At 73.1% G+C, this 20,271-nt stretch carries 19 protein-coding genes and 1 riboswitch; of the genes, 11 read left to right on the top strand and 8 right to left on the bottom strand.

Annotated elements, in window-relative coordinates:
- Window positions 1-154: 154 nt before the first annotated feature.
- Window positions 155-910, bottom strand: coding sequence for a class I SAM-dependent methyltransferase (locus tag ACIGWZ_RS23145; protein ID WP_400067523.1), 756 nt, complete (start codon window positions 908-910; stop codon window positions 155-157).
- Between the two features lie 153 nt (window positions 911-1,063).
- Window positions 1,064-1,594, bottom strand: a complete 531-nt coding sequence (locus ACIGWZ_RS23140) for an SAV_6107 family HEPN domain-containing protein (protein ID WP_400067521.1) — start codon at window positions 1,592-1,594, stop codon at window positions 1,064-1,066.
- A 254-nt stretch (window positions 1,595-1,848) separates the two neighbouring features.
- Here ACIGWZ_RS23140 and ACIGWZ_RS23135 point away from each other — a divergent pair, with 254 nt between their 5' ends.
- The 5 genes from ACIGWZ_RS23135 to ACIGWZ_RS23115 all read left to right on the top strand — a co-directional run bounded on the left by ACIGWZ_RS23135 (window position 1,849) and on the right by ACIGWZ_RS23115 (window position 8,241).
- Window positions 1,849-2,736 carry an ATP-binding cassette domain-containing protein gene (locus ACIGWZ_RS23135; RefSeq protein ID WP_400067519.1) on the top strand — a complete coding sequence of 296 codons (888 nt, stop codon included), beginning with the start codon at window positions 1,849-1,851 and terminating at the stop codon, window positions 2,734-2,736.
- Window positions 2,708-4,915, top strand: coding sequence for a YhgE/Pip family protein (locus ACIGWZ_RS23130; RefSeq protein ID WP_400067517.1), 2,208 nt, complete (start codon window positions 2,708-2,710; stop codon window positions 4,913-4,915). The genes ACIGWZ_RS23135 and ACIGWZ_RS23130 overlap by 29 nt, the downstream gene beginning before the upstream one ends.
- An 83-nt stretch (window positions 4,916-4,998) precedes the next feature.
- Entirely contained in the window at window positions 4,999-5,613 is a 615-nt protein-coding gene (locus ACIGWZ_RS23125) for a TetR/AcrR family transcriptional regulator (RefSeq protein ID WP_400067516.1), read from the top strand.
- Between the two features lie 399 nt (window positions 5,614-6,012).
- Window positions 6,013-6,633 (top strand): DUF4126 domain-containing protein, encoded by a 621-nt coding sequence (locus ACIGWZ_RS23120; RefSeq protein ID WP_400067514.1) that lies wholly within the window; start codon window positions 6,013-6,015, stop codon window positions 6,631-6,633.
- Between the two features lie 90 nt (window positions 6,634-6,723).
- Window positions 6,724-8,241, top strand: a complete 1,518-nt coding sequence (locus tag ACIGWZ_RS23115) for a phytoene desaturase family protein (protein WP_400067512.1) — start codon at window positions 6,724-6,726, stop codon at window positions 8,239-8,241.
- A gap of 66 nt (window positions 8,242-8,307) precedes the next feature.
- Here ACIGWZ_RS23115 and ACIGWZ_RS23110 read toward each other — a convergent pair whose 3' ends face one another.
- The 5 genes from ACIGWZ_RS23110 to ACIGWZ_RS23090 form a co-directional block, all read right to left on the bottom strand.
- Window positions 8,308-9,486 carry a hypothetical protein gene (locus tag ACIGWZ_RS23110; protein ID WP_400067510.1) on the bottom strand — a complete coding sequence of 393 codons (1,179 nt, stop codon included), beginning with the start codon at window positions 9,484-9,486 and terminating at the stop codon, window positions 8,308-8,310.
- A gap of 36 nt (window positions 9,487-9,522) precedes the next feature.
- A complete protein-coding gene (gene metF, locus ACIGWZ_RS23105; protein WP_400067508.1) occupies window positions 9,523-10,440 on the bottom strand; it encodes a methylenetetrahydrofolate reductase [NAD(P)H] in 918 nt (305 codons plus the stop codon).
- 157 nt (window positions 10,441-10,597) lie between these two features.
- Window positions 10,598-11,248: a thiamine phosphate synthase gene (gene thiE / locus ACIGWZ_RS23100; RefSeq protein ID WP_400067506.1), complete on the bottom strand. Its 651-nt coding sequence runs from the start codon at window positions 11,246-11,248 to the stop codon at window positions 10,598-10,600.
- 90 nt (window positions 11,249-11,338) lie between these two features.
- Window positions 11,339-11,704 (bottom strand): Rv2175c family DNA-binding protein, encoded by a 366-nt coding sequence (locus ACIGWZ_RS23095; protein WP_400067504.1) that lies wholly within the window; start codon window positions 11,702-11,704, stop codon window positions 11,339-11,341.
- 157 nt (window positions 11,705-11,861) lie between these two features.
- On the bottom strand, window positions 11,862-13,103 hold the full coding sequence (locus ACIGWZ_RS23090) for an NAD(P)/FAD-dependent oxidoreductase (RefSeq protein WP_400067502.1): 1,242 nt from the start codon (window positions 13,101-13,103) through the stop codon (window positions 11,862-11,864).
- Window positions 13,104-13,247: 144 nt separating this feature from the next.
- Window positions 13,248-13,361, top strand: a riboswitch (TPP riboswitch).
- Between ACIGWZ_RS23090 and thiO the strand changes: the two genes are divergently transcribed.
- The 6 genes from thiO (at window position 13,358) to ACIGWZ_RS23060 (ending at window position 19,504) form a co-directional block, all read left to right on the top strand.
- On the top strand, window positions 13,358-14,575 hold the full coding sequence (thiO, locus tag ACIGWZ_RS23085) for a glycine oxidase ThiO (protein WP_400067500.1): 1,218 nt from the start codon (window positions 13,358-13,360) through the stop codon (window positions 14,573-14,575). Its footprint overlaps the riboswitch before it by 4 nt.
- Window positions 14,572-14,793, top strand: coding sequence for a sulfur carrier protein ThiS (gene thiS / locus ACIGWZ_RS23080; protein ID WP_400067498.1), 222 nt, complete (start codon window positions 14,572-14,574; stop codon window positions 14,791-14,793). The genes thiO and thiS overlap by 4 nt, the downstream gene beginning before the upstream one ends.
- A 9-nt stretch (window positions 14,794-14,802) precedes the next feature.
- The gene (locus ACIGWZ_RS23075; RefSeq protein ID WP_400067496.1) at window positions 14,803-15,597 is read left to right on the top strand and encodes a thiazole synthase; all 795 of its coding nucleotides are present in this window, start codon (window positions 14,803-14,805) and stop codon (window positions 15,595-15,597) included.
- A 365-nt stretch (window positions 15,598-15,962) separates the two neighbouring features.
- Window positions 15,963-17,921, top strand: a complete 1,959-nt coding sequence (gene pknB / locus ACIGWZ_RS23070) for a Stk1 family PASTA domain-containing Ser/Thr kinase (protein ID WP_400067495.1) — start codon at window positions 15,963-15,965, stop codon at window positions 17,919-17,921.
- A 63-nt stretch (window positions 17,922-17,984) separates the two neighbouring features.
- Window positions 17,985-18,884 carry a deoxyribonuclease IV gene (locus ACIGWZ_RS23065; RefSeq protein ID WP_400067493.1) on the top strand — a complete coding sequence of 300 codons (900 nt, stop codon included), beginning with the start codon at window positions 17,985-17,987 and terminating at the stop codon, window positions 18,882-18,884.
- A 65-nt stretch (window positions 18,885-18,949) separates the two neighbouring features.
- Window positions 18,950-19,504 carry a DUF4396 domain-containing protein gene (locus tag ACIGWZ_RS23060; protein ID WP_400067491.1) on the top strand — a complete coding sequence of 185 codons (555 nt, stop codon included), beginning with the start codon at window positions 18,950-18,952 and terminating at the stop codon, window positions 19,502-19,504.
- Between the two features lie 82 nt (window positions 19,505-19,586).
- On the opposite strand, the gene ACIGWZ_RS23055 is transcribed toward ACIGWZ_RS23060, so the two are convergent.
- A complete protein-coding gene (locus ACIGWZ_RS23055) occupies window positions 19,587-20,219 on the bottom strand; it encodes a sulfite oxidase-like oxidoreductase (protein ID WP_400067489.1) in 633 nt (210 codons plus the stop codon).
- Between the last annotated feature and the right edge of the window lie 52 nt (window positions 20,220-20,271).

Raw genomic sequence — 20,271 nt, 5'->3', positions numbered from 1 at the left:
CCACGGCGACCGGTGTGATGCTGCCTGCATTCCCCACCCGCCCTTCCGTCATGCCGGAACGTCGTACCCCGATCATACGGGGAGATGGGGCCGATCGGGTGGCCGGTGGCCGACTGCACGCGGTGATCGTGCAGCTCGGGTGGGGCGCGCGGGGTCAGTCGCGCTCGGCGAGGACGTGCAGCTGGGTGGCCACGGAGTGGAAGGCCGGCTGCTCGGCGGCGGCCGCTTCCAGCTTGAGGAGGGCGTCCATGGCGCCCGGCTCGGTGTCGACCAGCACGCCGGGGACCAGGTCGGCGAAGACCCGTACGCCGTGCACCGCGCCGACCTGGAGGCCCGTGGCGGAGACCAGGTCGGTGAGCTGGTCGGCGGTGAACCGGCGGGGCACCGGGTCGCCCTCGCCCCAGCTCCCGGCGGGGTCGGACAGGGCATGCCGGGCCTCGGTGAAGTGGCCCGCCAGGGCGCGGGCCAGCACGGCGCCGCCCAGGCCCGCGGCGAGCAGGCTGAGGGTGCCGGCGGGGCGCAGCGCGTCGACGGCGTTGCGGACGCCCTCGGCCGGGTCGTCGACGTACTCCAGGACGCCGTGGCACAGCACCGCGTCGTAGCCGCCGCGCTCGACGACGTCGAACAGGCCGTGGGCGTCGCCCTGGACGGCGCGCACCCGGTCCTCGACCCCCGCCTCCGCGGCCCGGCGCTCCAGGGCGAAGAGGGCGTTGGGGCTGGGGTCGACGACCGTGACGCGGTGGCCGAGGAGGGCCACCGGTACGGCGAAGTTGCCGGTACCGCCGCCGGTGTCCAGGACGTCCAGGGCATCGCGCCCGGCGGCCTTGACCCGGCGCTCCAGGGCGTCCTTGAGGACGTCCCAGACCACGGCGGTACGAAGGGATGCGCGGGGGCGCAGCGGGTCAGACACGGCGGGTGGCTCCTCGGCGGGGGCATGAACATCCAGTCACCCACCACCCTATTGCGTCCCGCACCGTGCCCGGTCTGCGGAGCCGCCCTCGGCGCGCGCGGCGCCGGCAGCGCGGCTCCCGGCCGACCGGACCGCGGGACCCGCCGCCCCGCCTCAGCCCGCCCGGCGTCGCGCTCCGCTCTCCCGGCCCGCCCCCTCGCCGCCCGCCCGCTGCGGCGGCAGGGGCGGCTGGAGCAGCAGCATCCGCTCCACCAGGCGCAGGAACATTCCCACGTCCCGCAGCAGATCGTCGGCGTCGCGGCGGCCGACCGCCCCGGCTATGCCCGCCTCGGCCTTGGCCCGGCGGGCGGCGCCGGAGGCGAACAGGGCGCTCCACTCGGCCAGTTCGGGTGCGATCTCGGGCAAGACCTCCCAGGCGCTGCGGATCCGCTGCCGGCGGCGCGGGGTCGCCTCCGGGCGGCCGCGCACGGCGAGGACCGCGGCCGCGGTGCGCAGGGCGGCCAGATGGGCCGTGGCGAACCGCTCGTTGGGGGTCTCGAGGGCCGCCGCTTCGTCGAGGCCGTGCCGGGCCTGGGCGAGCAGGTCGAGGGCGGCGGGTGGCGCTGCCGTCCGCCGCAGGACGGGGTGGACATCGCTCGGGGGACCGTACGCAGCGGAGCTGCCCGCTGTGGGACGAGCTGCCATGACGAACCTCCTGTCGTCGCATGCCGGTTCGGGACCGAATGCCGATTCGGGACCGTATGAACCCATCGTGAGGTATGCCACTGACAATCGGTGCTGACCTGCACTTTCCCCGAAAAACGGACGAGTGCGCGGCGGGCCTGCGAGGGCGGTGCGCGCGAATGCGGCGCCGATTCCCGGCACCCCCTTGCGTGAAGGCGGGGCCGACGCTGATACTTTTTGAACTGACCAGTCAGTTCAAGGAGGGGGAGGAGACCGTGGACAGCACCCCGCGCGGCGCGGCGGTCACGGCCGCGGGATTCGGCGTCAAGGGCCCCCGCGGCTGGGCGTTCCGGAGCATCGACATCACGGCGGCGCCCGGCTCGCTGATCGCCGTACAGGGTCCGTCGGGTTCGGGCCGCACATGCCTGCTGCTGGCGCTCACCGGCCGGATGAAGTCCGCCGAGGGCACCGCCGAGGTCGGCGGCCTGCCGCTGCCCAAGAAGATAGCCGCCGTCCGGTCCGTCACCGCACTCGCCCACGTACCCGGCGTCGCCGAGCTCGACCCCGCGCTGACGGTGGGCGAGCACCTGCGCGAACGCGCCCTGCTGCAGGGCCGGTTCGGTGGTTCGCTGCGGGCGCTGCTGCGGCCGCGGCAGGAGCGCCGGGCCGAGGCCCGCGCCCTGGTGGACGCCGCGCTCGAGGCGGCCGGACTGGACCTGGAGTCGCTGCCCAAGGGGATCCGTACCTCGGTCCGCGATCTGGAGCGGCTGGAGGCGCTGCGGCTGTCGGTGGCGCTGGCGCTGATCGGCGGCCCGCGGCTGCTGGCCGTGGACGACACCGACCTGAAGCTGTCCGACGACGAACGGCGCCGGGCCTGGGCGATGCTGCGCGGCCTGGCGGCGGGCGGCACGACGGTGCTCGCGGTGTGCAGCGAGCCGCCGGAGGACGCCGCGGGGGCCGAGGACGTGGTGCTGGTGCGCACCGGCCGCCCCGTGACCGCACCGGACGGGACGCCCCACGACGGTCACACCGGCACCCAGGACGCCGCAGACGGCACAGACAGCGCAGACGGCACAGACGGCGCACATGACGGCGTTCGCGACGGGATTCGCGACGACAAGGAGGGGGCGGCCGATGCGCTCGCCGAAACTGGCCGCGCTTGAGCTGAAGCGGTTCGGGAGGGGCAAGCTGCCGCGCGCCGCGCTGGCCGCACTGCTGCTGCTCCCCCTGCTGTACGGAGCGCTGTACCTGTGGTCCTTCTGGGACCCGTACGGGCGGCTCGACCGGATTCCGGTCGCGCTGGTCAACGAGGACAAGGGCGCCGACGCCGAGGGGAAGCGGATCTCGGCGGGCGAGAACATCGTCGACGGGCTGGGCGAGAGCCACACCTTCGACTGGCGCCCGGTGGACGCCGAGGAGGCCGCCCGGGGCGTCGAGGACGGCACGTACTACCTCTCGCTGTCCATTCCCGAGGACTTCAGCAAGCGGATCGCCTCCAGCTCCGGTGACCACCCGGAGACCGGCGCCCTCAAGGTGCGGACGAACGACGCGAACAACTACATCGTGGGGCAGATCTCCCGGACGGTGTTCTCCGAGGTCCGCTCCGCAGCCTCCACGAAGGCCTCGCGCACCTTCCTGGACAAGATCTTCGTCTCCTTCTCGACGCTGCACGGCAAGACCGAGGAAGCCGCCGACGGCGCCGACAAGTTGAAGAACGGCATCGGGAAGGCCAAGGACGGCAGCGGCAAACTGGCCGACGGGCTGGGCACCGCGAAGAACGGCAGCGGACAGCTGGTCAAGGGCCTGGGCGACCTCGATGCGGGCGCCGGGCGGCTCACCCGCGGCAGTTCCGACCTCGCCCGGGGCGCCGGTACGGCCGCCGACGGATCGCGCCAACTGGCCGACGGGTCCGGGCAGGTGGCCCAGGGGACACAGCAGCTGGCCGACACCGTCAACGGGATCGCCGACAAGGTGGGGCCCTTCATCCGGGCACACGGCAAGGAGATCGGCGAGGCGGCGCGGCTCGTCGCCGACGGTTCGCAGGCCGTCCGCGACCACCTGGACAAGCTCCCCGCCGCGGCCGAAACCGGGGCACACCTCTCCCGGGGCATCTCCGACCACCTGGCCACGTACTACCGGCTGCACTGCGGAAGCGCGATCAGCCTCGACCCGTCCTGCGCCGAACTGAAGAAGATCAAGGAAGAGGCGGCCACCGCGGCGGACAAGGCCGAGCAGGTCAGCGGCTACGTCCACGACCAGAAGAACCTCGACCGGCTGGGCCGGGACCTGGACTCGCTGCACGACCTGGCGAGCGAACTGGCCGAGCACGGGCCGACCCTGGGCCGGGACATGGACGCCGCGGTCAAGAAGGTCAACGACCTCAACGACGGTGCGCACCGGGTCTCCGCGGGCGCCCGCAAGCTGGCCGCCGGCAACGCCCGGCTGGCCGCCGGGGCGGACCGGCTCGACGACGGTACGCACCAACTGCACGACGGCACCGGCCGCGCCGCCACCGGGATGGACGACCTCGACTCGGGTGTGGGCCGGCTCAAGGACGGCGCGCAGACGCTGGACGGCGGCCTGTTCAAGCTCTCCGACGGCTCGCAGAAGCTGGCCGGCGGGCTGCACGACGGGGCCGAGCAGATCCCCGACTACGGCAAGAAGGACCGCGACGCGCGCACCCGGGTGATGTCCGACCCGGTGCAGCTGGCGTCCGACTCCGCCCACAAGGCGCCGAACTACGGCACCGGCTTCGCCCCGTACTTCATCCCGCTGTCCCTGTGGGTGGGCGCCATGGTGGCGTACATGCTGATCCAGCCGCTCAACCGGAGGGCGCTGGCGATGGGCGCCGCCCCCTGGCGGGTGGCGGTGTCCGGATGGCTGCCGGTGGTGGGTATCGGGGTACTGCAGACCGCCGCCCTGATGTCCGTACTGCACTTCGCGCTCGGCCTCCAGATGGCGCGGGCGGCCGGCACGGTCGGCTTCCTCGTCCTGGTCACGGCCTGCTTCTCGGCGATCGTGCAGTGGCTGAACGCGAAGTTCGGACCGGCCGGCCGGATCCTGGTGCTGGCGCTGCTGATGCTCCAGCTGACATCGGCGGGCGGCACCTACCCGGTGCAGACCAGCCCCGGCTTCTTCGCCGCCATCCACCCCTATCTGCCGATGAGTTACATCGTCGAGGGACTGCGCCGGCTCATCACCGGGGGCGATCTCGCGCCCGTATGGCAGGGCTCCCTCGTCCTCGTCGCCTTCACCGTCGGGGCGCTCGCGCTGACCTCTCTGGCGGCCCGCGGCCGCCAGGTGGTGCGGATGAAGGACCTGCACCCGGAGCTGAGCCTGTGAACGCCCACCCGTCGCCCCCCACCGCCCTGCCGGAGCCACTGCGCGGCGCGCATCCCTTCGCGCGGACCGGCACAATCACCCCCATGGACAGCTCCACTACACGCCGCGACGCCACCCGGCGCAAGCTCTTCGAGGCCGCGGTCACGCTCATCGCCGAACAGGGCTTCTCCTCCACCACGGTGGACGAGATCGCCGAGCGGGCCGGCGTCGCGAAGGGCACCGTCTACTACAACTTCGCGAGCAAGAACGTTCTCTTCGAGGAGCTGCTGCGGCACGGCATCGAGCTGCTGGCGAGCTCCTTGCAGGAGGCCGCCGACGTGGTGACCGGCCGGGGCGGCAGCCAGATCGACGCGCTGGACGCGATGATCCGGGCCGGGCTGGAGTTCATCTCCACCTATCCGGCGCTCACCCAGCTCTACGTCGCCGAGCTGTGGCGCACCAACCGCGCCTGGCAGTCCACCTTGATGGTGGTGCGCGGGCGGGCCATCACGGTCGTGGAGGGCGTGCTGCGGAAGGCGGTGGCAGCCGGGGAGCTGAGCGAGGAGATCGACGTCCCGCTGACCGCCTCGGCACTGTTCGGGATGGTTCTGGTGGCCGCCCTGGACTGGCAGTCCTACCAGCCGGACCGGTCGATCGACGACGTCCATGCGGCACTGTCGCGGCTCCTCCAAGGGAGGGTCACCGGCCGCCCGGAGTGACCGGGGACGGGAAGGTGTGCGCGCCGGGCGGTCGGATCCGGCGCGCACCGTACGGGCCGGTCGACGGATCCGCGCAAAAGAGCGCGCTGCCCTGGCGCGGACCGTTCCCCCATCGATCCGACCAGGACAGCGCTTCCCCCGTTGCTCCCCCGTGCTCCCCCGTGGAGCCCCCGTACTTCCCCCGTGTTTCCCCGTTACGGCCGGGAGCCGCGCCGTTCCGCCGCCCCGTGTCGGCGGTGCGGCGCCGCGTCCCTTCCGTGGTGAACACTCTTCCTTCCGGGCGGCCGCCGGCCCATCCGCGTACCTACTCATCTCGGCGGCTGAGTACGGATACTCAAACCTGAGCACTCGGTACCGAAGCCGTCCCGCGCCGCCCATCGCTGGCTTACGATCTGCTGCGTGTCCGTACTCCCGTTGGTCTTCACCAGTGGCTGGGCGAGCGGGATCAACGCCTATGCCGTCGTTCTGCTCCTCGGCCTGCTCGGCGCCACCGGCGTCACCGACGACGTGCCCGCGGCGCTGCAGCGCCCCGACGTGCTGATCGTGGCCGCGGTGCTGTTCGTGTGCGAGGCGGTCGCCGACAAGGTCCCCTACGTGGACTCGGTGTGGGACGCGGTGCACACGGTGATCCGGCCGATCGCGGGCGGGGTCGTGGCGGCGCTGCTGGCCGGGCACGACGGGTCGCTGCCGCAGCTCGCGGCGGGCGCGGTGGGCGGTACGACGGCGCTGCTGAGCCATCTGGTCAAGGCCGGCACCCGGATCGCGGTCAACACCTCGCCGGAGCCCGCGAGCAACATCGTGCTGAGCCTGGCCGAGGACCTGGGCGTGGCCGCGCTCATCGCCTTCGCCGTCTTCCACCCGGTGATCGCGGCGAGCATCGCGGCGGTGCTGCTGATCGGCGGCATCGCGCTGGTGATCTTCATGTGGTCGCGGATCCGCCGGTTCCTGCGCCGCCGCCGGGCCCGCCGCGAGGAGAAGCGCCTGGCCGCGGCGGGCGCCGAGGCACCGCCGACGGGCTGAGGCCGGGGCGGAGGGCCGGGGTCGGGGTGTGCGGGGCCGAGGCACACCGCCCCGCCGCCGTTGTCAGTGCCGGCGGATAAAGTCGCAGGCATGGCACGGATTGCGGTGATCGGCGCCGGGATGGGCGCGATGGCGGCCGCTGCCCGGCTGGCCGTCGCGGGCCACCGGGTGGCGGTGTACGAGCGCGGCGCGACGTACGGCGGCGCGTTGCGGCGGTACGAGCGGGACGGCTTCGCCTTCGACACGGGACCGGGTCTGCTGCATCTGCCCGCCGTCTACCGCGATCTGTTCCTCAAGACCGGCCGCGAGCCGCTCGAGAGCTGCGTCGAGCTGTCGCAGGTCGATCCCGCGAGCCGCCATGTCTTCGCGGACGGCACGGCCGTCTCGCTGCCGAACGCCTCCCGGGCCGGTGTGCTCGCGGCCCTGGACGAGGCGCTGGGCGACGGCGCGGGCGAGCGCTGGGGCGCGCTGGTCAACCGCGCCCGCGAGGCCTGGGACGCCACCCGCCGCCCGCTGCTGGAGGAGCCGCTGTGGCAGGACTGGCGGGTGCTGGGGCGCGATCCCTATCCGGCGGTCCGCAGGCGCGGGCTGTTCGGGCGCGGCAAGGGCCCCACGACCGCCACCCTCGCCGAGATCGCCCGCCGCGAGCTGGCCGACCCGCGGCTGATCGCCCTGCTGGAGAGCCATGCGCTGGCCTATGGCTTCGATCCGCGCAGCGCGCCCGCGAGTGCCGCCGTGCTGCCGTACATGGAGCAGACCTTCGGAAGCTGGTATCCGCGCGGCGGGATGCGGGCACTGGCCGAGGCGGTGTACGAGCGGTGTCTGGCGCGCAAGGTGGAGTTCGCCTTCGGCGCGGAGGTGACCCGGATCCTGGAGAAGGACGGCAGGGCGGCGGGCGTCGAGCTGGCCGACGGGCGGGTGGCGGAGGCGGAGTTCGTGGTGGCGGGCGTCGATCCGGTGCAGCTTCCCGGGCTGTGCGCGGGGAGGGAGCCCTGGGCGGCGGACGACGTCCGCCCCGGCCCGGGGCCGGGTGACCGGGCCCCGGCGCGGCTGACGGTCTGCCTGGCGCTGCGCGGGGGGCGCCCGGCGGACGCCGTGCACCGGACGGTGGTCCACACCGCGGACCGCGGGGCGGAGCTGGCGGGCGTGTTCGGCGACGGTCCCGGGCCGCGGGAGCCGTACGCCCGGCCCACGCTGACGGTGCTGCGCCCCGACGACTCCAGCACCCGGCCGGACGACGGTCATGAGGCCGTGACGCTGTCCGCGACGGTCGCCCCGCCCGGTCCGGCCGATCGGCCGGACCAAGATGCCCTGGCGCAGGAGGCGGACCGGCTGGCCGAGATCGCCGAGGCGGCGGTTCCAGGGCTGCGCGAGCGGGTGCTGTGGCGGGAGGTGCTGCCGCCCACGGACGAGGAGTTGGTGCCCGGACCGGCGCTGGCGGGGCGGGACGGCCGTTTTCTGCGGCCCGGCAACCGCACGCGGATACCGGGGCTCTATGCGGTCGGCGGCCGGACGCATCCGGGCGGCGGGCCGGCGCACGCGGGGATGTCCGGCGCGATCGTGGCGGGCCTGATCGTGAACGGCGACGACTGGCACGGCTCCGTCTGAGCGGCCGGCTCCGGCCGTGTGCCGCGCGGCTGCGGCGGCCGCTCCGGCTCCGGCGCGGCCTCCGGCTCAGTAGCGGTACTGCTGCTCGTCGTACCCCTGCTGCTGGTACGGCGCGTACGGCGGCTGCTCGGGCGGGAGTTCACCGTCGCGCTGCTGCGGCACCCAGACCCCGCCGGGCGGCGTCGCGCCGTAGCCCTGGCCCACGGGCTGACCGTCGTCGTACTGCCCGGCGGCGTACGGCGCCTGCCCGTAGGGGTCCGGCTGCTCGTACGGCTCGTAGGGCGCGGCGTACTGCTGGGTGCCGATGTAGGGGTCGGAGTAGGGCGCCTGCCCGGCCTGGCCGCCCGGTCCGTCCCCGTAGGCCGCGTAGGGGTCGGCGTACGGGTCGGCGTAGCCGTCCTGGCCCGCCGCGGTCTGGCCGTAACCGCCGCCGTAGGCATAGCCGTTGCCGTTGCCGTCGCTGTCGGCGTTTCCGGTGGCGGTGCCGTAGGCGTCGTAGGACGGATAGCCGGGCTGCGGCTCCTGGGGGGCGCGGGCGTCGGGGCTGTAGATGCCGTACTGGCCGGTTTCGTCGGGCATCGGCTGGGGGGCGTAGACGGCGGCGGTGTCGTAGGAGCTCTGTCCGGGGTACGGGCCGGGGTACGGGCTCTCGCCGAGGTACGGGCTCTGCCCGGCGTACGGGTCCTGTGCGGTGTACGCGTCCTGGGGGTCGTAGGAGCCCTGCGCGCCGTACGCCTCCTGGCCCCCGTACGCGTTCTGGTCGGCGTAGGTGCCCTGGCCTGCGTAGGTGCCCTGGCCTGCGTACGTGTCCTGGCCGGCGTAGGTGTCCTGGCCCTGGAAGGCGTGGGCGCCCGCGAAGACGTTCTCGTCGTCGTCCCGGCCGGTGTCGTCGGCGGCCGGCACCGCCTCTTCCAGATCGGAGACCTGGAGGGTCGGTTCGGCGGCGGGCGCGGCGCCCGAGCGGGCCCGGCGGCGCCGGCTCTCCCCCGGCTTGCCGCCCAGGGCCCAGCCGGTGGAGAAGCCGCGCCGGAAGGAGAGCGTGACGTTGGTCTGGCCGACGGCGAAGGCGATCAGGCCCGCCCCGATCACGATCACCTGCGGGAGGGCGACGCCGACGACCACTCCGAGGAAGCCCACGAAGGCCAGCAGCCGCCAGCGCAGCCGGGCCTTGTACTGGAGCAGCACCTCGGCCAGCAGCCAGACCGCAACGAGGCCGAACGCGATGTAGAGGACCGTCCAGCCCATATACGCCCCTCTTCTGCCGCTGTCCGGCACCGTAGATCAGGACTGCTGATGCAACCCCAGATTCTCGTAGATCTCCAGGGTCGCCGTGGAGTGGTTCAGGGTAATGAAGTGCAACCCGGGAATCTCCTCGGCCATCAAGCGCGCACACAATTCCGTTGCGTACTCGATGCCAATGGAGCGTACCGCCGCCGGGTCGTCCTTGACGGCCAGGATGCGTTCGGCCAGCTCGGGCGGGAAAGCGGCGTTGCTGAGCTGGGCGAAGCGCTCGATCTGGCGCACGTTCGTGACCGGCATGATCTCGGGGATGATCGGCGTCGAGCAGCCCGCCGCGGCGACCCGGTCGCGCAGCCGGAGGTAGTCGTCGGCGTAGAAGAACATCTGGGTGATGGCGAAGTCGGCGCCCGCGCGGCACTTGTCGACGAAGTGCGCGACGTCGGCGTCCCAGTCCGTCGAGCGGGGGTGCATCTCGGGGAAGGCGGCGACGCCCACGCAGAAGTCGCCGGATTCCTTGATGAGCCGGACCAGGTCGGCGGCGTAGTCCACGCCCTGCGGGTGGCGGACCCATTCGCCCATCGGGTCGCCGGGCGGGTCGCCGCGCAACGCGAGCATGTTGCGGATACCGGCGTCGGCGTACTGGCCGATGACGTTGCGCAGGTCGGCCAGGGAGTGGTTGACGGCGGTCAGATGGGCGACCGGGGTCAGGGTCGTGTCGGTGGCGATGCGCTCGGTGGCGCGCACCGTGCCCTCACGGGAGGTGCCGCCGGCGCCGTACGTCACGGAGACGAAGGTCGGGGAGACGGCCTCGATCCGGCGAATGGCGTTCCACAGGGTCCGCTCGCCCTTCTCCGTCTTCGGGGCGGCGAACTCGAACGAATACGACTGCTTGCCGGAAGCCAGCAGCTCGCGCACGGTGTGTGCGCGATCAGTCCTGGTGGAAGCTGTACCTAGGGCCATACGGGCAGGTTAACCAGAGCCCTGGCACACACCAACCGGCGGCGGAGTTTGTCCACGGGTTGGACATTTTCCTGGCCATCGGACGTCCGGAAATCGTCGCCGGAGCGTATGGGGGCCATATGGGGGACGTAGGCCGTACGGGGGACGGACGGGGCCGTCAGGCGCTGCGGGTGCGGATCCGCTTGGCCAGGTCGGCGGTGGCCGCGGCCGGGTCGTCGGCCTCGGTGATCGCCCGGACGACCACGACCCGGCGGGCGCCGGCCTCCAGCACCTCGTCCAGATTTCCGGCGTCGATCCCGCCGATGGCGAACCAGGGCCGTTCGGGGTTGCGTGCGGCGGCGTAGCGGACCAGGTCGAGGCCGGGGGCGTGGCGGCCGGGCTTGGTGGGTGTGGGCCAGCAGGGGCCCGTGCAGAAGTAGTCCGTCCCCGGCTCGGCGATCGCGGCGTCCACCTCGGCCTCGGCGTGGGTGGAGCGGCCTATCAGGACGTCCTGGCCGAGGACGGCGCGGGCGGCGGGGACGGGCAGGTCGCCCTGGCCGAGGTGCAGCACGTCGCTGCCGATGGCGTGGGCGACATCCGCGCGGTCGTTGACGGCCAGCAGCTTGCCGTGCCGCCGGCAGGCGTCCGCGAAGACCTCCAGATGGCGCAGCTCCTCGCCGGCCTCCATGCCCTTGTCGCGCAGCTGGACGATGTCCACGCCCGAGGCGAGCACCGCGTCCAGGAACTGCGTCAGGTCGCCCTGCCGCTTGCGGGCGTCCGTGCAGAGGTAGAGCCGGGCGTCGGCGAGTGCCTGTCGTGCGGTGGTCATCGGGCGGCTTTCCCCCCAGGTCGGGGGCGTACGGGCCGGGGACTCCGGGCCGTACGCCCCAGTGCGGTTACGGATTCGGGTGCGGTGGCGTCAGACGGCGAGCGCCTGCGCCCGGCGCTTCACCTCCGTGCCGCGATTCTCGCGCAGCGCCTGCGCCGGGGTGCCGGGCAGGGTCTCGTCGGGCGTGAAGAGCCATTCGAGCATCTCGTCGTCGGCGAAGCCGTCGTCGCGCAGCAGGGTCAGGGTGCCGACGAGGCCCTTGACGACCTTGCCGTCCTTGATGAAATCGGCGGGTACCTGGAGCACCCGGTTCTCGCCGCGGCGCACCGCGATCAGCTGGCCCTCCTTGACCAGCTGCCGGACGCGTGTCACCTCGACGCCGATCTCTTCGGCGATGTCGGGGAGGGTCAGCCAGGCGGGGACGAGTCCATCGATGTTTGCGTCAATCTCGGTCACAGGACAAGCGTGCCATCTCGCACTGACAGTCGGTAGCCGGGCATCGCCATCGGGGGCGTCCGGCACACCGGAGAGTGACGCCCCGGCGCGCCCCCGCCGCCGCATGTCGCCGCTTTCGCCCCGCTTCCACCCCGCTGCCGGCGCCGCTTCCGTCCCGCTACTTCATCGCCGATTTCAGCGGTAGTGCGGCGTCCGCGGCCCGGCCGCGGTCGAGGGCGGCGCCCTTCTCGATGAGTTTGCGTCCCTGGGCCAGGTCCCGGGGGCGCCCGACCGCGAGCAGCGCCGCCAGCTGGTTCCGGCGCAGCCACAGCACGGACCAGGAGGCGCCGGACGGGTCGCCGCGCCAGATCATCTCGTCGGCGCCCTCGTGGTGGCCGGCGTACTGCACGAACCGCCCGAACTGCTCGGACCAGAAGTACGGGACCGGGTCGTAGACCACGCCCTCGGCCTCGCCGCGCGCGATGTTCTCGGCGACCGCGCGGGGGCCCTGGAGGGCGTTGTCCCAGTGGTGGATCAGCAGGCGGCGGCCGTAGCGGGCCGAGGGGAAGGAGGCGCAGTCGCCGACCGCGTACACATCGGGGGCGGAGGTGCGCAGCTGTTCGTCGGCGAGTACGGAGCCGTCCTCGGGGGACACGGCGACGCCGGAGCCGGCCAGCCAGCCGGTCGCGGGCCGGGCGCCGATGCCGACGACCACGGCGTCGGCGGGGAGCGTGCTGCCGTCCGCGAGGGTGACGGCGCCGGGCTCGACGGCGGCGACCCGGGCGCCGGTGCGCAGCTCGGCCCCGGCGTCCGCGTACCAGGCGGTCATATGGGCGGACACTTCGGCGGGCAGGGCACCGGCCAGCGGACGGTCGGCGGCCTCGACGACGGTGACCGAGCAGCCCGCCTCGCGGGCCGCGGTCGCGAACTCCGCGCCGATCCAGCCCGCGCCGACGACCACGATGTCGCGCCGGGCGGCGAGTACCGGCCGCAGCCGCTCGGCGTCGTCGAGGGTGCGCAGCAGATGGACGCCGGGCACCCCTTCGCTGCCCGGCAGCAGGACGGGGGCGGCGCCGGTCGCGAGCACCGCGTAGTCGTAGCCGATCGGGCCCTCGGCGGTGTCGGCCTCATGGGCGTCCGGGCGCAGCGCGGTGACCGGGCGGCTGAGGTGCAGGTCGATGCTGAGGGCGGCGAAGTCGACGTCGAAGGCGGTGCCGTCGGCCTTGCCGAGCAGCAGCGCCTTGGACAGCGGCGGGCGGTCGTAGGGCTGGTGGGGCTCGTCGCCGAGCAGGGTGATCGCGCCGCGCCAGCCCGCCTCGCGCAGGGCGACCGCGGTCTGCACCCCCGCGATTCCCGCGCCGGCGATCACGACGCGCGGCGTGTGGTCAGGGGTCCGGGAGGACTTGCTCTGCTCGCTCACCCGCTCACTGTAGGACGGTGGGGAAGGCCGTCCGCAGCAGCGCGCAAGGAGATCTCTGACACAGCGTCACGGACGGTGACGCCGGGCCGCCGCCCCGGGGCGCTCCCTTACGGCGCGTCGCGGGCCCGTATTAGGGTGACGGGTACACGCACTCGCGGGAGCCCGGACGTACCGGGCTGAGAGGGAGGCTGGCCGGCCTCCGACCGTACGAACCTGATCCGGGTCATGCCGGCGAAGGGAGGGGTTGGACGCTCATGCCTCCACCTGCCACACCATCCGTGCCCGCCACCGGCCACCCCGATGTCCTGGTCATCGGGGGCGGCATCATCGGGCTGGTCACCGCCTGGCGGGCGGCCGGCCGCGGACTGACGGCCGCCGTGGTCGACCCCGCGCCCGGCGGCGGCGCCGCGCAGGTCGCGGCCGGCATGCTGGCCGCGGTCACCGAACTCCACTACGGCGAGCAGACCCTGCTCGGCCTCAACCTGGCCTCGGCCCGGCGCTATCCGGACTTCACCGCCGAGCTGGAGGAGGCCAGCGGGCAGCGGATCGGCTACCGGCGGTGCGGCACCCTGGCCGTGGCGCTGGACGCCGACGACCGCGCCCATCTGCGCGAACTGCACGCCCTGCAGACCCGCTCCGGGCTGGACTCGCAGTGGCTCACGGGGCGCGAATGCCGCCGTCTGGAGCCGATGCTGGCCCCCGGGGTACGCGGCGGCCTCCGAGTCGACGGCGACCACCAGGTGGATCCGCGCCGCCTGGCGAGCGCCCTGCTGATCGCCTGTGAGCGCGCCGGCGTGGTCTTCCACCGGAACCGGGCGGAGCGGCTGACGGTCGACGGCGGGCGCGCCACGGGCGTCGAACTCGCCGGCGGCGGGCGGCTGCCGGCCGGTCAGGTCGTGCTGGCCGCGGGCAGCTGGAGCGGGCGGCTGGCCGGGGTGCCCGAGGCCGTGGTGCCTCCGGTGCGTCCGGTCAAGGGGCAGGTGCTGCGGCTGCGGCTGCCGGCGGTGCCGGCCGGGAGCCCTGCCTTCCTGTCGCGCACCGTACGGGCCGTCGTACGGGGCAATCCCCTCTACCTGGTGCCCCGCGCGACCGGCGAGCTGGTCCTGGGCGCCACGAGCGAGGAGCTGGGCTGGGACACCACCGTCACCGCGGGCGGGGTCTACGAGCTGCTGCGGGACGCGCACGAGCTGGTCCCGGGCATCACCGAGCTGCCGCTGGTGGAGACCTGCGCGGGGCTGCGCCCCACCTCCCCCGACAACGCCCCGCTGCTCGGGCCGACCGAGCTGCCCGGCCTCCAGCTGGCCACCGGGCATTTCCGCAACGGTGTCCTGCTGACGCCGGTGACCGGCGAGGTGATGGCCGAGTCGCTGGCCACCGGGCGCCTGCCGGAAGAGGCCCGCCCGTTCTCCCCCGCGCGCTTCACCGCCCAAGAGGCCGAGCGCGCCCGCGTCCCAGAGGAGCAGCCCGTATGAGCGCCCCCGCGTCCACCGTGTCGGTGTCCGTCAACGGCGAGGCCCGCGAGATCCCCGGGGACCTGACCCTCGACCGCTTGGTCGCGACGCTGACCGTGGCGCCCTCCGGAGTGGCCGCCGCGGTCAACGAAACCGTGGTGCCGCGTACCCAGTGGCCCACCACTCCGCTCGGCGACGGCGACCGCGTCGAGGTGCTCACCGCGGTCCAGGGAGGCTGATCCGCAGACATGGCCGACGATCCGCTCACCATCGGTGACACCACCTTCGCCTCTCGGCTGATCATGGGAACCGGCGGCGCGCCCAGCCTCGACGTCATGGAGCGCGCGCTGATCGCCTCCGGTACGGAGCTGACCACGGTCGCCATGCGGCGGCTGGACCCGAGCGTGCAGGGCTCGGTGCTGTCCGTGCTGGAACGGCATGCGATCCGGGTGCTGCCGAACACCGCGGGCTGCTTCACGGCGGGCGAGGCGGTGCTCACCGCCCGGCTCGCCCGGGAGGCGCTCGGTACCGACTGGATCAAGCTCGAGGTGGTCGCCGACGAGCGCACCCTGCTCCCCGACCCGATCGAGCTGCTGGATGCCGCCGAGACCCTGGTGGACGACGGCTTCACGGTGCTGCCGTACACGAACGACGATCCGGTGCTGGCCCGCAAGCTGGAGGACGTGGGCTGCGCCGCGATCATGCCGCTGGGCTCCCCGATCGGCTCCGGGCTGGGCATCCGCAATCCGCACAACTTCCAGCTGATCACGGAACGGGCGGGCGTCCCCGTCATCCTGGACGCGGGCGCGGGCACCGCCTCGGACGTCGCGCTCGCCATGGAGCTGGGCTGCGCGGCGGTGATGCTGGCCTCCGCGGTGACCCGGGCCCAGGACCCGGAACGCATGGCCGCGGCCATGCGCCATGCCGTCGAGGCGGGCCGCCTGGCCCGCCTCGCGGGGCGCATCCCGCGACGCCATTTCGCGGTGGCGTCTTCTCCGGAGGAGGGCGTGGCGGCGCTGGATCCTGAACGCCCGGCGTTCTAGGGTTTCTCCCCACGTTTTCGGCCGTCCCGCCGTGGTGGGTTTCTCGCCGTTGCGCCTGGCGGCGGGCCCCTCCGCTGCGCTTTGCCTGCGCCCGTACGTTGTCGGCTGTCCCGCCGTGGGGGTGTTTCGCCGTTGCGCCTGCGGCGGGCGTGGGTTTGTAGGGAGCGGTGCCGGCCCTACACGGCTCCGCCGCTACGGTCCGTCCCCTCCCGTGGGTGGGGGTAGGGGTCGGTGGGGGCGGGTGTTGTGTGTTCGGTGCCTGTGATCGTGTGCACGGGGGCGCCTGACCGCCGACGTGCGCCCGCACCGGCCTTTTCCCCCTACGGCGGGCAAGCCGAAAGCGTGGGGCCCTTAGACTCGGGGCCGTGGATACGACCCTTCAGGACCCGCTCGAGGGCCAGCTGCTCGACGGCCGCTACCACGTCCAGGCGCGCATTGCCGCAGGCGGGATGGCCACCGTCTACCGGGCCTTGGACACCCGTCTCGACCGTGTGCTCGCGCTGAAGGTGATGCACCCGACTCTGGCCACCGATGCGGCGTTCGTGGACCGCTTCATCCGTGAGGCGAAGTCGGTCGCGCGGCTGTCGCACCCCAATGTGGTGGGCGTCTTCGACCAGGGCACGGACGGCACGTACGTCTATCTGGCGATGGAGTACGTCGCCGGGTGCACGCTGCGCGACGTACTGCGGGAGCGGGGCGCCCTGCAGCCGCGGGCCGCGCTGGACATCCTGGAGCCGATCCTCGCCGCCCTGGGTGCCGCGCACCGCGCGGGTCTCGTCCACCGCGACATGAAGCCGGAGAACGTCCTGATCGGCGACGACGGCCGGGTCAAGGTCGCCGACTTCGGTCTGGTGCGCGCGGTGGACACCAACACCACCGCCTCGACCGGCTCCGTCCTGGGCACCGTCTCCTATCTGGCGCCCGAGCAGATGGAGCACGGCACCGCGGACGCCCGGGTCGATGTCTATGCCTGCGGTGTGGTGCTCTTCGAGATGCTGACGGGCGGCAAGCCGCACACCGGCGGCACCGCGGCGCAGATTCTCTACCGGCATCTGCACGAGGACGTGGCGCCGCCGTCCAGCTTTGTGCCGGGTCTGGCGCCGCAGCTGGACGATCTGGTCGCGCTGGCCACCGCCCGCGACCCCCAGCTGCGCCCGCAGGACGCGGTGGCCCTGCTGTCCCGGACCCGGTCGGCGCGCGCCGAGCTGACCGACGCGCAGCTGGACGCGGTGCCGCCGCAGGCGCACGAGGTGCCGGGGAGCGACGCCGAGCGGACGGACGTGCTGCCGCGGCTCGGTGGCCCGGCGGGGCCCGGCGAGGCGGAGCTGAACCGCACCAGCCGCCTCGAGATGCCGCCGGCGGACGCGGTGCCGCCCGCGGAGCAGACCACCCGGCTGCGCCCGGTGCCCGCCGCGGCGCCGCGCGCGGGCCTGATACAGCGGCACAAGGTCCTCACCGTCGTCGCGGCCGTCCTGCTGATCCTCGGTGTGGGCACGGGCGTCTGGTACATCAATGCCGGCCAGTTCACGACCGTCCCCGCGGTGCTGGACATGCCGCAGGCCAAGGCGGTGAAGACGCTGCGCGACGAGGGGCTGGGCGTGAAGGTGGTGCGCGGCTTCAGCTCGAATGTGGAGCGCGGCCACGTCATGAAGACGGACCCGGGGACCGGCAAGCAGATCCGCGGTACGGACACGGTCACCCTCACCGTCTCCCGGGGCCCGGAGATCGTCTCCGTACCGGACCTGTCCGGCACGCCGGTGGTGGACGCCAAGCGCAAGCTGCGCGACCTGGGTCTGATTCCGGGCGCCGTGAAGCGGGAGTTCAGCACCGAGGTCGCCCAGGGCTCGGTGATCCGTACGGATCCGGCCGTGGGCAGCAAGCGGCAGCCGGACACGGCGGTGGCGCTGACGGTCAGCCGGGGCCCCGAGATCGATGTGCCGGATGTGGTCGGGGACGACCGCGCCGATGCCGAGGCCTCGCTGCGCGAGGAGGGCTTCAAGGTGAAGTTCGCGGACCAGCCGGTCTTCTCGCAGGAGGACAAGGACACCGTCGCCCAGCAGTCGCCCGGCGCGGACACCCGGCTGGGCAAGGGCGACACCGTCACCCTCACGCTCTCCAAGGGGCCGGAGATGGTCTCCGTCCCGGACGTCACCGGGCAGAGCGAGGCGGACGCCAGGAAGACGCTGACGGACGCCGGCTTCGAGGTCGAGGTGAAGAAGCCGTTCCTCTTCCCCCAGGACGAGGTCGAGAGCCAGTCGGTCGAAGGTGACGAGCAGGCTCCGAAGGGCAGCACCATCACCATCAAGCTCAAGGGCGCCCTGTAGGTCCCCGCTGGTCGGCGGCCGTCCGGCGGACGGCCGCCGAGCGGCACCTGGCACCCTGGGAGGGTGAGTACCGCAGAGCAGGACGGGCAGCGCGCCCGCGCACGTAATCCGGTCGGCGGCCATGTGCCGGTGGCCGGCGGCCTGGCGAAGGTCGGTCTTCCGTACGCCCGCGAGATGGGCGGCGAGACCGTGCAGGTCTTCGTGGCCAATCCGCGCGGCTGGGCGACGCCGCCCGGCAGCCCCGCGCAGGACGAGGCGTTCCGGGCGGCCTGTGCGCAGGAGGGCATTCCGGCGTACGTCCATGCGCCGTATCTGATCAATTTCGGGTCGCACAACGAGCTGACCGTCGACAGGTCGGTGGAGTCGCTGCGCCACTCGCTGCGGCGCGGGCGGGAGATCGGCGCGCTCGGGGTGGTCGTGCACACCGGGTCGGCGACCGGTGGGCGGCCGCGGGCCGAGGCGCTGGCGCAGGTGCGGGAGCGGATGCGGCCGCTGCTGGACGAGCTGACGCGGGACGACGACCCGTGGCTGCTGCTGGAGCCGACGGCCGGGCAGGGCGCTTCGCTGTGTGCGCTGGCCGAGGACCTCGGCCCGTATGTCGACGCGCTGGACCGGCACCCCCGGCTCGGCGTCTGCCTGGACACCTGTCACGCCTTTGCGGCCGGGCACGACATGGCTGCGCCGGGCGGGATGAAGGCGCTGCTGGACGAGCTGGTGGAGGTGACCGGCGAGGGCCGGCTGCGGCTGATCCATGCCAATGACTCCAAGGACGTGGTGGGCGCCCACAAGGACCGGCACGCGAACATCGGGGCCGGGCACATCGGGGCGGAGCCGTTCGGGGAGCTGTTCCGGCATCCGGCGACGGAGGGGGTGCCGCTGGTGATCGAGACGCCGGGCGGCAAGGAGGGGCATGCGGCGGACGTGGCCCGGCTGAAGGAGCTGCGGGCACCGACGCTTGATTGATACCCCCGGGGGGTATACGGTTCCTGTCGTCGAGCAGGAACCGCTACCTCTCGTTGGGGGCTTTCATGCAGCACCATGCGCACCACGAGCAACAGGCCACCGGGCACGAGGCGACCGCCCGGCACACGCCGGCCGAGCACGGCCGCACCGGACACGGCCACGCCGGACACCCTGGCCACGGCCCCGTCAGCTGGGCGACGGCCGCCCGGGCCACCCTGCACTGCCTCACCGGCTGCGCCATCGGCGAGATCCTCGGCATGGTGATCGGCACCGCGCTGGGCTGGCACAACGTCCCGACGATGGTCCTGGCGATCGCGCTGGCCTTCGTCTTCGGCTACTCGCTCACCCTGCGCGGCGTCCTCAAGGCGGGCGTGGACTTCCGTACGGCGTTCCGGATCGCGCTCGCCGCCGACACGCTCTCCATCGCGGTGATGGAACTGATCGACAACGGCGTGATCGCGCTGTGGCCGAGCGCCATGGACGCGCAACTATCGGACCTGCTGTTCTGGGGCGCCCTGGCGGCCTCACTGGCGCTCGCCTTCGCGGTGACCACCCCCGTGAACCGGTGGATGATCGGCCGCGGCAAGGGCCATGCGGTGGTGCACCGGTACCACCACTGAGAACGGGCCGGAGCGGGCAGGAAGAACGGGCGAGAAGAGCGGGAAGAGGCGGGAACGCGCACGCCGGGCGGGGGCGCGGGGCTCAGAGCTCCGGGCCCTCGCCCGGTTCCTCCTGGTAGGAGTAGCGCTGCTCGCGCCACGGGTCGCCGAGGTTGTGGTAGCCCCGCTCCTCCCAGAAGCCGCGGCGATCGGCCGTCATGTATTCGATGCCGCGGACCCACTTGGGGCCCTTCCAGGCATACAGATGCGGCACGACCAGCCGGACCGGAAAACCGTGTTCGGCGGTGAGCAGTTCACCGGAACGGTGGGTGGCGAAGATGCAGTTCTCGGCGGCGAAATCGGCCAGCCGCACATTCGAGCTGAACCCGTACTCGGCCCACACCATCACATGGGTGACATCCGGCGCGGGCGGCGCGAGATCCAGGATCGTCTGCGTCCGGACCCCGCCCCATTCGGCTTCCAGCATGCTGAATTTCGTCACGCAGTGCATATCGGAGACGACGGTCGCATACGGCAGCGCGGTGAATTCCTCATGCGTCCAGCAGTGCTTTCCGCCGTCCGCGGTGGCGCCGAAGGCGCGGAACTCCCAGCGTTCGGCGCGAAACTTCGGCACCGGCCCGTAATGCGTCACCGGCCAGCCCCGCTGCAGTCGCTGCCCCGGAGGCAGCTGAGGATGCTCCTCATCGCGGCTGTGCGGCTGACCCATGCCTCCCATGTTGTCAGACCGGAAGGGGTGCCGATGACCAGGGGAGGAGACAATCGGGCAA

It is taken from the genome of Streptomyces sp. NPDC053427 (genome assembly GCF_044544985.1).
GTDB lineage: Bacteria > Actinomycetota > Actinomycetes > Streptomycetales > Streptomycetaceae > Streptomyces.
Note: the sequence above shows the minus strand (reverse complement) of the source record. Positions and strands in the feature narration are given on the sequence as shown.

Coding starts and splice junctions, on each gene's coding strand:
- ACIGWZ_RS23140 (WP_400067521.1), bottom strand. CDS start 1,594: ATGGCAGCTCGTCCCACAGCGGGCAGCTCCGCTGCGTACGGTCCCCCG.
- ACIGWZ_RS23130 (WP_400067517.1), top strand. CDS start 2,708: ATGCGCTCGCCGAAACTGGCCGCGCTTGAGCTGAAGCGGTTCGGGAGG.
- ACIGWZ_RS23125 (WP_400067516.1), top strand. CDS start 4,999: ATGGACAGCTCCACTACACGCCGCGACGCCACCCGGCGCAAGCTCTTC.
- ACIGWZ_RS23115 (WP_400067512.1), top strand. CDS start 6,724: ATGGCACGGATTGCGGTGATCGGCGCCGGGATGGGCGCGATGGCGGCC.
- ACIGWZ_RS23110 (WP_400067510.1), bottom strand. CDS start 9,486: ATGGGCTGGACGGTCCTCTACATCGCGTTCGGCCTCGTTGCGGTCTGG.
- metF (WP_400067508.1), bottom strand. CDS start 10,440: ATGGCCCTAGGTACAGCTTCCACCAGGACTGATCGCGCACACACCGTG.
- thiE (WP_400067506.1), bottom strand. CDS start 11,248: ATGACCACCGCACGACAGGCACTCGCCGACGCCCGGCTCTACCTCTGC.
- thiO (WP_400067500.1), top strand. CDS start 13,358: ATGCCTCCACCTGCCACACCATCCGTGCCCGCCACCGGCCACCCCGAT.
- thiS (WP_400067498.1), top strand. CDS start 14,572: ATGAGCGCCCCCGCGTCCACCGTGTCGGTGTCCGTCAACGGCGAGGCC.
- ACIGWZ_RS23075 (WP_400067496.1), top strand. CDS start 14,803: ATGGCCGACGATCCGCTCACCATCGGTGACACCACCTTCGCCTCTCGG.
- ACIGWZ_RS23060 (WP_400067491.1), top strand. CDS start 18,950: ATGCAGCACCATGCGCACCACGAGCAACAGGCCACCGGGCACGAGGCG.
- ACIGWZ_RS23055 (WP_400067489.1), bottom strand. CDS start 20,219: ATGGGAGGCATGGGTCAGCCGCACAGCCGCGATGAGGAGCATCCTCAG.